Below are 13612 nucleotides of genomic sequence, written 5' to 3' on the forward strand. Positions count from 1 at the left end.
TTAGTGTTTGTTCCCTCTCCCTGTGGGAGAGGGCCAGGGTGAGGGCATCAGGCCGCACAAAACTTACCCCGTCACCGCCTCTTCAACTGGCGGTTTCGTCAGCATTGTCAGCATTGTATTCGCAATCTCACGCTCACCCATCACCACCTGATTCGCGCCGCGCTCGGTGATGTACTCCACTTCGTCATCATAATGGGCGCGGGCAATGATTTCGATATGTGGGCATTTTTCACGGGCTGTGGCGACAATCTCGCCAGCCTCGTAACCGTTCGGGATAGTGAGCAGCAGCCAGCGAGCGCAGTCCAGATGCGCCAGATTCATAATCTCTTCGTTAGCCGCGTTGCCCAGCACCGCGCGGATGCCGCGCTCGCGAAGCTCGTCGACGCGAGTGCGGGAGGTTTCAATCACTACCAGGGGGATCCCCTGGGCCATCAGCTTCTCACCGAGCAGGCTGCCGACGCGGCCAAAACCGACCAGCAGCGCGTGGTTGCAGATATCTACGGGGATCTGTTTCTCCTCCTCAATCGCTTCTTCCAGGGTTTGCTCTTCGAGGGTTTCGGTCTTCTCGAGATATTTCTCCAGCAGGGCAAACAATACCGGGTTTAGCATGATGGAGAGGATCGCCCCCGCCAGCACCAGATTTTGCCCCGCCTGTGGCAGCAGGTTCAGGGCCATCCCCAGACCAGCAAGAATAAAGGCGAACTCGCCAATCTGCGCCAGGCTGGCGGCGATGGTCAGCGCCGTGCGCGGCGAGTGACCGAACATCCGTACCAGGAAGAAGGCGGCAACGGACTTACCAAAGATGATGATTGCCAGCGTACCCAGCACGGCCAGCGGCTGCTGAATGAGGATCAGCGGGTCGAACAGCATCCCGACGGAGACAAAGAACAGCACCGCGAATGCATCACGTAGCGGCAGGGTATCGTGCGCGGCACGGTGGCTCAGCTCGGACTCGTTCAGCACCATCCCGGCGAAGAACGCGCCCAGCGCAAAGGAGACGTCAAACAGCTCGACGGCGCCAAAGGCAATGCCCAGCGCCAGCGCAAGGACCGAAAGCGTGAACAGTTCACGCGAGCCCGTGGCGGCGCTGCGGGACATGATCCACGGCACCAGACGGCGGCCCACCAGCATCATGATGGCGATAAACGCCACGACTTTACCGATGGTAATGCTCATATCCAGCGCCAGCGAGGCGAAGCCGATATTCTCTTTTTCCATCATCCCGGCAACGGCAGGCAGCAGAACCAGCGTCAACACCATTACCAGATCTTCAACAATCAGCCAGCCTATCGCGATTTGTCCGCGCTGGCTGTCTATCAGCTGTCTCTCTTCAAGCGCGCGCAGCAGCACCACGGTACTGGCGGTTGAAAGACACAGCCCAAATACGATACCGGTCATGATTGACCAGCCCAGCACCGCCGAAAGCGCCATGCCCAGCAGCGTCGCCACCCCTATCTGGGCGATCGCTCCCGGTATGGCGATCGACTTTACCGCCATCAGATCCTTCAGGGAAAAATGCAGTCCGACGCCAAACATCAGCAGGATCACGCCCAATTCCGCCAGCTCAGGCGCCAGTTTGGTATCTGCGACAAAACCCGGCGTAAAGGGCCCTGCCAGCACGCCCGCCAGCAAATAGCCTACAAGGGGCGAAATACGCAGTTTATTGGCAATCATGCCGAGAATAAAAGCGAGCACAAGTCCACCAACAATGGTGGTGATAAGCGGTGTGGCGTGGTGCATTCCGTCTCCTTTCGCGATGGGTGATCCATTTTTGGTGCAAATACCAAAAAGCCGATTAATAGTTTATGACAATTTTTACGCTTATGTTTATGAATAATTGTTGAAATCACAATAAAAAGGCAATAAGCATGAAAAAAGGCAGATTTTGATAAATTTGCTGAGGGGAGGGAGAGGAAAGCCTTATGGCATCAGGTTATCCGGCTGCCAAAGTTTAACTTTGGCAGCCGTGAAGTCACGCTTTATGACGATTGTCAGGCAGGAATATGGTCAACATCCCCAGAAGTGGCAGGAAAGCGCAGATTTTATAGACCAGGAAGATGCTGGTGTGGTCTGCAACCATCCCCAACACGGCTGCGCCAAGGCCGCCCATGCCAAAGGCAAAACCGAAAAAGAGGCCGGAAACCATACCGATACGTCCCGGCAGCAGCTCCTGCGCGTAGACCAGGATGGCTGAAAATGCCGATGCGAGAATAAAACCAATAATCACCGTCAATATTCCGGTCCATTCCAGCGTTGCGTACGGTAAAACAAGCGTAAACGGCGCGACGCCGAGGATAGAGCCCCAAATCACATATTTACGTCCAATTTTATCCCCTACAGGGCCGCCTATCACCGTGCCTGCCGCCACCGCAAACAGGAAGGCAAAGAGGTGGAACTGGGCGTTTTGTACTGATAATCCGAATTTTTGCATCAGATAGAAGGTGTAATAGCTGCTGATGCTCGCCATATAGAAATATTTCGAGAAAATCAGCACCAGCAGCACGCTGACGGCAAGGATCACCTTATTGCGCGGAAGGGGATTGGTTATCTTCGCGGCAGGTTTTCCCTTATTTACGCGATGCTGCGCGGCATACCAGCGGCTGATTTGCGCCAGGACGACAATCGCCAGCAGCGCGGCCAGCACAAACCACGCCACGTTGCCTTTGCCGTAAGGCGCGATAATTACCGCCGCCAGCAGAGGACCGAGGGAGCTACCAAAGTTACCCCCCACCTGGAACAGAGACTGCGCCAGCCCGTGACGTCCGCCGGAGGCCATACGTGCCACGCGGGACGATTCCGGATGGAACACCGATGAACCGGTTCCCACCAGCGCCGCGGCAACCAGTACCGCCTCAAAGCTGCCCGCCATGGCCAGCAGCACCAGCCCGCTCAGGGTAAAGCACATCCCAATGGGCAGCGACCATGGCATCGGGTATTTGTCCGTCCAGTAGCCCACCACCGGCTGTAGCAGCGAAGAGGCCAGCTGGAAGGTCAGGGTGATCATCCCGATCTGCACGAAGGTTAATGAGAACTCAGATTGCAACAGCGGGTAGATCGCCAGAATCAGCGACTGGATCATGTCGTTGAGCAGATGAGAGAGACTGATTGCGCCTAATACTTTAAAGGAAGTGCGCGATTTCGGCGGCGACGCCGGAGCGCCCTGGACGGGCTGGGTTGATTCACTGATTGCCATAAATACCACGTCGATTTGTTATTAGAGATGCAGGGAGTAATTATTATCCGACTAACATACCCGTCCGTGACATTTGAAGAAAGTCGCAATTCTGAAAACTTATTTGTCTATTCTTGTGAGTCACTGTAATTTTTGCGTTTGTCTATGGGTCAGGGAGAGAGAAGATGAAGTTAATGAAGCGTGGCGTCGCGCTGGCGCTCATCGCCGCATGGGGGCTGACAAGCCAGCCCGCGCAGGCGTATGAAAAAGATAAAACCTATAAAATTACCATTCTGCATACTAACGATCATCACGGCCATTTCTGGCGCAGCGAATACGGTGAATATGGCCTGGCGGCGCAAAAAACGCTGGTGGACGGCATTCGTAAAGAGGTCGCGGCCCAGGGCGGCAGCGTCCTGCTGCTGTCGGGCGGGGATATTAATACCGGGGTGCCGGAATCTGATTTACAGGATGCCGAGCCTGATTTCCGCGGCATGAATTTAATTGGTTACGACGCGATGGCGGTCGGAAACCACGAGTTTGATAATCCGCTGAGCGTGTTGCACCAGCAGGAGAAGTGGTCCAAATTCCCGTTCCTTTCCGCCAATATTTATCAGAAAAGCACCGGCGAGCGCCTGTTTAAACCGTGGGCGCTGTTTAAGCGTCAGGATCTGAAGATCGCGGTCATCGGCTTAACCACCGACGATACGGCCAAAATTGGTAATCCTGAATTTTTCACCGACATTGAATTCCGTAAACCGGCGGACGAAGCGAAGCTGGTGATCCAGGAGTTGCAGCAGAATGAAAAACCGGATGTGATTATCGCGACCACCCACATGGGGCATTACGATAACGGTCAGCACGGCTCTAACGCGCCGGGCGACGTGGAGATGGCGCGCAGCCTTCCTGCGGGCTCGCTGGCGATGATTGTGGGCGGTCACTCACAGGATCCGGTCTGCATGGCTTCTGAGAATAAAAAGCAGGCAGATTATGTGCCCGGCACGCCGTGCGCGCCTGATCGTCAGAACGGAATCTGGATTGTACAGGCCCACGAGTGGGGTAAATACGTTGGCCGCGCGGATTTCGAATTCCGTAACGGCGAAATGAAGCTGGTGCACTATCAGCTCATCCCGGTCAACCTGAAGAAGAAAGTGACCTACCCGGATGGCAAAAGCGAGCGGGTACTCTACACGCCAGAGATCGCTGAAAACCAGCAGATGCTCTCTTTGCTGACGCCGTTCCAGAGCAAAGGGAAAGCGCAGCTGGACGTGAAGATTGGCACGCTTAACGGACGACTGGAAGGGGACCGCAGCAAAGTCCGCTTTGTACAGACCAACATGGGGCGTCTGGTGCTGGCCGCGCAGATGGCGCGCACGAATGCTGATTTCGGCGTGATGAGCGGCGGCGGTATTCGTGATTCCATTGAAGGCGGAGACATCACCTATAAAGACGTGCTCAAAGTGCAGCCGTTTGGCAACGTGGTGGTCTATGCGGACATGAGCGGGAAGGAGGTGATTGACTACCTGACCGCCGTGGCGCAGATGAAGCCGGATTCCGGGGCGTATCCGCAGTTTGCTAACGTCAGCTTCGTCGCGAAGGACGGCAAGCTTAACGATCTCAAAATCAAAGGCGAACCGGTTGATCCGGCGAAAACCTACCGCCTGGCAACGTTAAGCTTTAACGCCACCGGCGGCGACGGCTATCCGCATATCGATAACAAACCGGGCTATGTAAATACCGGGTTTATTGATGCGGAAGTGTTGAAGCAGTTTATCCAGCAAAATTCACCGATTGACGTGAACATGTATGAGCCGAAAGGCGAGGTGAGCTGGCAGTAGTGCGTTTTTTTGCCGGGTGGCGGCTTCGCCTTACGCGGCCTACATTTGAATCGTAGGCCCGGTAAGCGCAGCGCCACCGGGCAATTTTCTCAATCCCGGCGCGCAATATCCGCAAATTTCGCGTCCAGCATTTTCGCCAGATCGCCTGCGGCCAGTTCGATATCCAGCCCGCGTTTGCCGCCAGAAATATAGATCGTCTCAAATTCCTGCGAAGGCGCATCGATCAGCGTCGGCAGACGCTTTTTCTGGCCGAGCGGGCTGATCCCGCCGACCAGATAACCCGTTGTGCGTTGCGCAACCATCGGGTCAGCCATATCGACCTTTTTCGCTCCCAGCGCTTTGGCCACTTTCTTCAGATCAAGCTGTCCGGCGACGGGCGTCACTGCCACGGCGAGGTGCTTCATATCGCCGTTCACCGCGACCAGCAGCGTTTTGTAGACCTGGTCCGCGTTCAGCCCCAGCTTGCGCACCACTTCATCACCAAAGTTGGTTTCGTTCGGATCGTGATCGTATGTGTGGATCCGGAAAGAAATTTTGTTTTTTTCGAGTAATTTAACGGCGGGAGTCATGGCTATCCTTCTTACGACAGACGATTCATACCAGCAGCATACGCCTGACGTTTGTCTAAAAAATAGCACCATCTTGCGCAATAGTATTGGCAGTGATGGTTACTTTGAGCGACAATCGGCGTAGCCGAAGGTCACTTCGGTATAATAAAAACGATGAAATTCCTCTTTGACGGGCCAATAGAGATATTGGCCATTTTTTTATTTCAGCAGCGACGGCAAATTCCCTTCTCCGTACAAATGCAACGCGCCAACCGCGACAACATAACGACCGGCAGGCAGGGCATATAGTATCTCCCGCCACGCCTGGTTGCGCGCGTTCATCAGCACATCATACAACGATTCACTGAACGTCGACGGTAACGCCAGCTTACCGTCTGCGGGCGGCGCATCCAGCCACCAGCCAATCATCGTTTGCAGCAGACGCGCGTTGGTGTGCCAGTGGGTCAGGGTATCATCCAGCAGCATCAGGCCGTCATCGGGAAGCTGGCGAAGAAGCGCAATCTGGCTGTCCGTGCCTTCCAGTTCAATGACGGACAGGTTGCGCGCCCTTGCCGCATTCAGCAGTTGATAATCGATACCGTAATCGCCGCGCAGCCCCAGGCGCTGCGCCTGGGTGGCCTGTAACACCATGGCAATTTGCCACAGGGGCAGAGTGTCGAGCATTGAGAGCGAGACGCCGGTCTCATCCGCAAGACGGGTAAGCTCAGCCAGCTGCGTCCCGTTAAGACGTTCCGCCAGGGGGCGATCGCTTTCCAGCCCGGCAAACGGCGATTCATGGCCGGAGATGTCGGCTTCGACGATCAGCGCGTCGGCGCGCTTCAGCAGTTTAATCAGGCCGGAGGGCAGGGGGGACATGTCCTGCGTGCCCATATGAATGCTTCCCACCAGGTGCAGATGCTGCCCGCCCGGAAGCGAAATATCCATACCGGGCCAGGCATAACGGCGGGGAAAAAGGGCGCGAAACGATGTTTTTAGACGATTAAACAGACCCATACGCGCTCCATGATCGGAAAGGTTCATGCTAGCGCGTACGGGTACAAGGTTCAATCCTTCGGTTTAAACCGCAGCAGACGGTTAGCGTTGCTCACCACGGTAATTGACGAGAGCGCCATCGCCGCACCCGCAACAACCGGGTTCAGCAGGGTACCGGTCAGCGGCCACAAAATCCCGGCGGCAATCGGAATGCCGAGCGAGTTATAGACGAAGGCCCCCAGCAGGTTCTGCTTCATGTTGCGCAACGTGGCTTGCGAAATCGCCAGCGCATCCGCCACCCCCATCAGGCTGTGGCGCATCAGGGTGATCGCCGCGGTTTCAATGGCGACATCGCTCCCGCCGCCCATCGCAATGCCTACGTCAGCCTGCGCCAGCGCCGGGGCGTCGTTGATGCCGTCGCCCACCATCGCCACCTGGCGACCCTGACTTTGCAGGTTCTTGATGGCGTCCGCTTTGCCGTCCGGCAGCACGCCCGCGATCACCTCATCAATACCGGCTTCTTTCGCAATGGCGTTGGCGGTGGTCGGGTTGTCCCCGGTCAGCATCACCAGACGATAGCCCGCGCGGTGCAGGCGCTGTAAGGCATCTACGCTGTCCTGGCGTAACGGATCGCGCACGGCCAGCAGCGCCGCCACCTGACCATCCCTCGCCAGCAGAACCGGCGTCGCGCCCTGAGAGGCCTGCGCGTTTAGCTCTGCGTCCAGCGCGGACGTATCAACGCCGTGTTCAGTCAGCAGTGCCTGGTTGCCCAGCAGCAGCGTATGGCCTTCGGCTTCACCGCTGACCCCTAAACCGCGCAGGGTGCGGAAGTTGCTGACCTGCGGCAGACGGCCATCACCGGCTTTCTCCAGGATGGCGCGCGCCAGCGGGTGGCTGGAACCTTGTTCCAGCGCGGCGGCAAGGCGCAGGGCGTCCGTCTCCGTACAGCCAACGGTACTGACGGCCACCACCTGCGGTTTGCCCTCGGTGAGCGTGCCGGTTTTATCAAAGACAAGGGTGTCCAGCGTGCTTGCCCGTTGCAGGGCGTCAGCATCACGGACCAGTACGCCAAATTCGGCGGCGCGTCCGACGCCAGAGATAATCGACATCGGCGTGGCCAGGCCAAGGGCACAAGGGCAGGCGATGATCAGCACCGTGGTGGCGATCACCAGGGTGTAGACAATCTGCGGCGCCGGGCCGAAGAAATACCAGATCGCCGCGCTCAGCAGGGCAATACCGACGACCACCGGCACAAAAATGGCGGAGATTTTATCGGCAAGCTGACCAATCTCCGGCTTACTGCTCTGCGCCTGGCGGACCATGCGAATGATGCGTGACAGCGTGGTATGGCTCCCGACCGCGCTGGCGCGGAACAGTACGCTGCCGTCCTGTACCACCGTACCCGCATGCACCGCATCGCCCTGAGATTTCTGCTGGGGTATCGGCTCGCCGGTCAGCATCGCTTCATCCAGCCAGGCATCGCCCTGGGTGATTTCACCGTCGACGGGCACGCGGTCGCCGGTGGTCAGGCGCAGCGTCATTCCCGGCTGTACCTCTGAGAGCGGAACGCTTTTTTCCCCGTCGTCCGTGACCACGCGGGCCGTCGGCGGGGTTAAATCGAGTAATCTTTCCAGCGCTTTCGACGAGCGCTGACGCGCTCGGGCTTCGAGCATATGGCCTAAGTTAATCAGACCGATAATCATCGCACTCGCTTCATAATAGAGATGGCGCGCCTCCATCGGGAACCACTGCGGCCAGACGTTCACGCTCATCGAATACAGCCACGCCGCGCCGGTACCGAGCGCGACCAGCGTGTCCATCGTCGCGGTGCGGTTTTTCAGGCTCTTCCAGGCGCTGGTATAGAAATGTCCGCCAGCAAACACCATCACCGCAAGGGTAATCAGACCAATCACCAGCCACAGGGTGCGGTTGTCAGCGGTGACCATCATGTTGTCACCCATCATGCCCCACACCATCACCGGAATACCGACCAGCAGGGCGACAATCGCCTGCCAGCGGAAACGCTTCATAGTGGCGACAGCCGTTTCCTGCTGGCGCTCGCGGCGCTCGGCATCATCTTCGATGGCCTCCGCCCCGTAGCCCGCTTTCTCCACGGCCTGCACTAACTCTGCGGCGGAGGCGCTGCCCATCACCAGCGCAGTACGCTCCGCCAGGTTTACCCGTGCCTGTGCGACGCCCGGTACCGCCTGTAAGGCGTTTTGTACCCGGGAGACGCAGCTGGCGCAGCTCATGCCGTTGATCAGCAGCTGTTGGCTGTCATCAATATCATCAGCTACCGGAAGCTCAGGAGTGGCCGCTGTCAGTGCTTCCGACGGGGATGATGACTCTGCCAGCGGTTTAGCCTTTGGGTGGCTTAACTCCGCCCCGTAACCGGCCTGTTTAATGGTATCAATCAGCGCGTCGGCGCTGGCGCTGCCGGTCACGGCGGCATGATCGATACTCACCTCAGCGCTTTCCACGTCAGGACGCTGCTCCAGGCTTTCTTTAACGCGTTTGACACAGTGGCCGCAGGAGAGGCCGTCCAGTGTCAGGTCAATAGTGTGAGACATAACAAAACTCCCGTATAATGTTCTGGTCAATTGTTGACCTTCACTCTGCTTTTCGCTAACTGTTATGAAGGTTAAACCTTCCATCAAGGGGAAGGTCAAGGGGGAAATGTGAATATCAGCGATGTTGCGAAAAAAACCGGCTTAACCAGCAAAGCGATTCGCTTTTATGAGGAAAAAGGGCTGGTGACGCCACCGTTGCGCAGTGAAAACGGCTACCGCAGCTATACGCAGCTGCATCTTGATGAACTGACGTTACTGCGCCAGGCAAGACAGGTAGGATTTAACCTTGAAGAGTGCGGCGAGCTGGTTAACCTGTTTAACGATCCGAAACGCCACAGTGCCGACGTGAAAAAACGTACGCTGGAAAAAGTGGCGGAGATCGAACGCCATATCATCGAATTACAGGCGATGCGTGAGCAACTGTTACAGCTGGCAGAATCCTGCCCGGGAGATGACAGCGCCGAGTGCCCGATTATCGACAATCTTTCCGGCTGCTGCCACCGTAAAACCCACGCCTAACAGGCTTTAACCCGCAGGGTAATGCCTTCCACCGCAATGACCTCAACCCGCGTGCCGGCGCTGAGGTCATCGTCGGCCACCACCGGCCACGAACTGTCCCCCACGCGCATATGACCGCGTCCGTTGATCAGCGCGTTATCAAGCGTAAAGCGTCTACCCACGATCTGCTGCCCACGCTGGTTGAGGTGCGCGTCGACCGGCTTCTGCGCCTTCACCCGTTTGTTCAGCCAGCGCCACCACAGCCAGGCGGCCAGCAGCGTCAGCACGGCAAACAGCGCGCCCTGCCACTCCCAGCCGACAGGCAGCAGCCAGACGACCAGCCCGGTAATCACCGCGGCAACCCCGCTCCACAGCAGATAACCGTTGCCGCCAAGCATCTCGGCGGCCAGCAGTAAACCGCCAAGGCTTAGCCAGAACGCATGAGGATGTGCAACGATGAGCTCAATCATTTTTTACGCTCGTTTCCGCCGTCTTTGATCAACTCGGCAATTCCGGCGATAGATCCCATCAGACTGCTGGCATCCAGCGGCATCATTACCACCTTGCTGTTGTTCGCGGAGCCGATCTCCTTCAGCGCATCGGTATATTTTTGCGCGACGAAGTAGTTCACGGCCTGGATATCCCCGGCGGCAATCGCCTCGGAGACCATTTGCGTCGCGCGGGCTTCCGCTTCTGCCGAACGTTCACGCGCTTCCGCCTGGAGGAAGGCAGACTGACGGTCGCCCTCGGCTTTCAGGATCTGCGACTGTTTTTCCCCTTCCGCTTTCAGGATTTCAGCCTGACGCACCCCTTCGGCTTCAAGAATATAGGCACGCTTGGTACGCTCGGCCTTCATCTGCGCGTTCATGGAAGCAATCAGCTCTGCCGGTGGGCGCACGTCGCGGATCTCAATGCGGGTCACTTTGATCCCCCACGGATTGGTGGCTTCATCCACAATGTGCAGCAGGCGGGTATTTATGCTGTCGCGCTGGGAGAGCATTTCGTCCAGCTCCATTGAGCCAAGCACGGTACGGATGTTGGTCATGGTCAGGTTGACGATCGCCAGCTCCAGGTTGCTCACCTCATAGGCCGCTTTCGGCGCATCAATCACCTGAATAAAGCAAACCGCATCGATGGTGACGTTGGCGTTATCCTTGGAGATGACTTCCTGGGAAGGGATATCCAGCACCTGCTCCATCATATTGATCTTACGCCCAATTCTGTCCATGAACGGGACGATCAGGCTTAAACCCGGCTGAAGAGTATTGGTGTAGCGACCGAAGCGTTCGACGGTCCACTGGTAACCCTGCGGGACAATTTTGACGCCTGCGCCCACGATAACCAGCGCAACGAATATAAGGACAGGAACAACGATGAGCATAAAAACCTCCTGTTTTGCATGCCGTAACGAGAAAAACTGCGTATTTGTTGAACGTAAGTATATCGGCTAACGAACAGGATTTCGCCCCTGTAAAGAGGTGGGAACCGGACTGGCAGAAATAAAACGCCCCGTTCGGGATGCGGGGCGCAAAGCGTTACTTTTCAGACCAGGTATAGCTGAAGTCAGTGATAAACCCATCCCCGGCGTCAGCGATAGCTTTTGATAAGCCCTGATAGTATTTTTCCAGGCCGATGGCCTCTATCTGCTGGATCTGCTCGCGAACGGGAGCGCAGAACAATACCGCATTGCCCGCCCCGACACGTTTGTTGTTCGGCGGCAGATCGCCGGTAATCGCCTTAAACCAGGTTCTGATCCCTTGCTTTAAGCTGTGCGGCGCTTTTGTAAGATCCTCCTGGCCGGTCAGCACCTGTAGGGTAGGGAATTCATTAGCATTGACGGCGGTTTTCATACGCGCAAAGAACGCGGTAAAAAGCTCAAAAGAGCCGAGGTCTGTGACGCGAGGCTTGGTGGTTTTTCCGTTTTTATTGCCCATTTTTCCGGCAGGGGCTGTAGGCGCCGGAACCACATTGACCTTATGCAGATCCAGACCAAACAGCAGATTGCAGTGCGCCCGGCGCTCTTTAAGCGGATAGGACATCAGCACGTCAATAAACGCCGTCGCCTTCACATCGGCCAGATCATGGTTAATCAGCCATTGCGAGCGGGCAAATTCCGCGGGGGAAACGAACCAGTCCGGCACCTCAGTAAAGCGTCTGGATTTACCCTTGCCGTCAAACTCGAGAAAGTAAGCCCCATCATCGAAAGCAAAATAGCAGTTTTTAAAGCTACCGATTGTGGTGTTAACGATGAGCGCCTTCTTAACAAAATCGACCACCTCTGCACCCATGACAAAACGCGTGAGTTCAGAAGAATTGATGACTTCCATTAATGTTTCCACATCAGGAACACCAGGCTTCAGGGAAGAGAACTCATAAAAGATATGTGTCATGTTGCTGACTTCCTGTAGTTATAGAGGTGACAATTAGCGAGCAAAAAGTTTAACACTTGCTATAGGTTAAGGCTATTCGCGCTGCGTAGCGGAAAGGATTATGCTAAAGGCTGTTCTTATTACAGCGGTTAATGGAATCGGAATGAATAATAAAAAAAATCTTCTGGATATCAGGGATGTTGGCTTTCGTGTGGGTGATAACACCATCCTTCAGCACGTTGATTTTTGTCTCTCTCCGGGCGAATTTAAACTGATAACTGGCCCCTCCGGCTGCGGCAAAAGCACCCTCCTGAAAATCGTGGCTTCGCTACTGAGCCCAACGGAGGGAACCATCCTGTTTGCAGGAAAAGATATCGCCACGCTTTCACCGGAAAGCTATCGCCAGCAGGTGTCATACTGCGTGCAAACGCCGTCCCTGTTTGGCGACACGGTGTACGACAATCTGGTTTTCCCCTGGCACATCCGCAACCAAACGCCTGATCCAAAAAAGTTTACCGACGATCTGACTCGGTTCGGGCTTTCGCCGGAGACGCTGACCAAATCGATCGCCGAACTGTCGGGAGGGGAAAAGCAGCGCGTCTCGCTGATCCGTAACCTGCAATTCTTGCCGAAGGCGCTGTTGCTGGACGAAATCACCAGCGCGCTGGATGACGCTAACAAGCGCAACGTCAATGACATTATCCATCGCTACGCCCGGGAGCAGAATATTGCCGTGCTGTGGGTGACGCATGATTCAAATGAAATTACCCATGCGGATGATGTCATCACGCTCAGGCCGCAGGGCGGGAAAATGGAGGAGGCTCATCGTGGGTGAACATAACATAACCAACGAATCGCTGGCGCTGTCGATGGTCCTGGTGCTGGTGGCGATTGTGGTCAGCTACCGGGAAAAGCTGGGGCTGGAAAAAGATATTCTTTGGAGTATCGCCCGCGCGGTCATTCAGCTCATCATCGTCGGCTATGTGCTGAAATACATCTTCAACGTCAATCATGCCGTGCTGACCCTGTTGATGGTGCTGTTTATCTGCTTTAACGCGGCATGGAACGCGCAGAAACGCAGTAAATACATCGATAAAGCGTTCATTTCGTCGTTGATCGCCATCACTACCGGGACCGCGTTAACGCTGGCGGTACTGGTACTCTCCGGCTCGATAGAATTTACGCCGATGCAGGTGATCCCCATTTCCGGGATGATTGCGGGCAATGCGATGGTGGCGGTCGGGTTGTGCTACAACAATCTGGGGCAACGGTTCAGCAGTGAACAGCAGCAGCTTCAGGAGAAGCTAAGCCTGGGCGCGACGCCGAAGGTGGCCTCTGCGCGGTTGATCCGCGACAGCATTCGCTCTTCGCTGATCCCAACGGTGGATTCCGCCAAAACGGTGGGTCTGGTGAGCCTGCCGGGCATGATGTCGGGGCTGATTTTTGCCGGTATCGATCCGGTAAAAGCGATTAAGTACCAGATTATGGTGACGTTTATGCTGCTCTCTACGGCGAGCCTGTCCACCATCATTGCCTGCTACCTGACCTATCGGAAGTTTTACAACGCGCGCCACCAGCTGGTGGTGACGCAGTTGAAAAAGACGGGGTAATATCGGCTTTTGTA

At 56.2% G+C, this 13612-nt stretch carries 12 protein-coding genes; 4 read left to right on the plus strand and 8 right to left on the minus strand.

The annotated features are described in order from the left end of the window. Positions 1–63: 63 nt before the first annotated feature. Both ybaL and ACWKXX_RS01025 read right to left on the minus strand, forming a co-directional pair. Positions 64–1740 (minus strand): YbaL family putative K(+) efflux transporter, encoded by a 1677-nt coding sequence (gene ybaL, locus ACWKXX_RS01020; protein ID WP_017383218.1) that lies wholly within the window; start codon positions 1738–1740, stop codon positions 64–66. A 232-nt stretch (positions 1741–1972) separates the two neighbouring features. Next, the gene (locus tag ACWKXX_RS01025; protein WP_015571242.1) at positions 1973–3193 is read right to left on the minus strand and encodes an MFS transporter; all 1221 of its coding nucleotides are present in this window, start codon (positions 3191–3193) and stop codon (positions 1973–1975) included. Positions 3194–3357: 164 nt separating this feature from the next. On the opposite strand from ACWKXX_RS01025, the gene ushA reads away from it, so the two are divergent. Next, positions 3358–5010 carry a bifunctional UDP-sugar hydrolase/5'-nucleotidase UshA gene (gene ushA, locus ACWKXX_RS01030; RefSeq protein ID WP_261666400.1) on the plus strand — a complete coding sequence of 551 codons (1653 nt, stop codon included), beginning with the start codon at positions 3358–3360 and terminating at the stop codon, positions 5008–5010. Positions 5011–5099: 89 nt separating this feature from the next. Here ushA and ybaK read toward each other — a convergent pair whose 3' ends face one another. The 3 genes from ybaK to copA form a co-directional block, all read right to left on the minus strand. After that, on the minus strand, positions 5100–5579 hold the full coding sequence (gene ybaK, locus ACWKXX_RS01035) for a Cys-tRNA(Pro)/Cys-tRNA(Cys) deacylase YbaK (protein ID WP_010428207.1): 480 nt from the start codon (positions 5577–5579) through the stop codon (positions 5100–5102). A gap of 198 nt (positions 5580–5777) precedes the next feature. Continuing rightward, positions 5778–6572, minus strand: a complete 795-nt coding sequence (locus tag ACWKXX_RS01040) for a TraB/GumN family protein (RefSeq protein ID WP_023303208.1) — start codon at positions 6570–6572, stop codon at positions 5778–5780. Between the two features lie 50 nt (positions 6573–6622). Continuing rightward, the gene (gene copA / locus ACWKXX_RS01045; RefSeq protein WP_023303209.1) at positions 6623–9121 is read right to left on the minus strand and encodes a copper-exporting P-type ATPase CopA; all 2499 of its coding nucleotides are present in this window, start codon (positions 9119–9121) and stop codon (positions 6623–6625) included. A gap of 108 nt (positions 9122–9229) precedes the next feature. Here copA and cueR point away from each other — a divergent pair, with 108 nt between their 5' ends. Next, positions 9230–9640, plus strand: a complete 411-nt coding sequence (cueR, locus tag ACWKXX_RS01050) for a Cu(I)-responsive transcriptional regulator (RefSeq protein WP_017383222.1) — start codon at positions 9230–9232, stop codon at positions 9638–9640. On the opposite strand, the gene ACWKXX_RS01055 is transcribed toward cueR, so the two are convergent. The 3 genes from ACWKXX_RS01055 to ACWKXX_RS01065 all read right to left on the minus strand — a co-directional run bounded on the left by ACWKXX_RS01055 (position 9637) and on the right by ACWKXX_RS01065 (position 12009). After that, complete coding sequence (locus ACWKXX_RS01055; RefSeq protein WP_015571238.1) at positions 9637–10089, minus strand: NfeD family protein; 453 nt, start codon at positions 10087–10089, stop codon at positions 9637–9639. The two genes, cueR and ACWKXX_RS01055, sit on opposite strands and share 4 nt — an antisense overlap. After that, positions 10086–11000, minus strand: a complete 915-nt coding sequence (locus ACWKXX_RS01060; protein ID WP_003858941.1) for an SPFH domain-containing protein — start codon at positions 10998–11000, stop codon at positions 10086–10088. Before ACWKXX_RS01060 ends, ACWKXX_RS01055 begins: the two co-directional genes overlap by 4 nt. A gap of 154 nt (positions 11001–11154) precedes the next feature. After that, positions 11155–12009 carry a hypothetical protein gene (locus ACWKXX_RS01065; RefSeq protein ID WP_015571236.1) on the minus strand — a complete coding sequence of 285 codons (855 nt, stop codon included), beginning with the start codon at positions 12007–12009 and terminating at the stop codon, positions 11155–11157. 142 nt (positions 12010–12151) lie between these two features. Between ACWKXX_RS01065 and fetA the strand changes: the two genes are divergently transcribed. After that, the gene (fetA, locus tag ACWKXX_RS01070; protein ID WP_015571235.1) at positions 12152–12823 is read left to right on the plus strand and encodes an iron efflux ABC transporter ATP-binding subunit FetA; all 672 of its coding nucleotides are present in this window, start codon (positions 12152–12154) and stop codon (positions 12821–12823) included. Further along, positions 12816–13598, plus strand: a complete 783-nt coding sequence (gene fetB / locus ACWKXX_RS01075; RefSeq protein ID WP_017383223.1) for an iron efflux ABC transporter permease subunit FetB — start codon at positions 12816–12818, stop codon at positions 13596–13598. The genes fetA and fetB overlap by 8 nt, the downstream gene beginning before the upstream one ends. Positions 13599–13612 lie beyond the last annotated feature (14 nt).

Source organism: Enterobacter sp. UPMP2061, assembly GCF_053709615.1.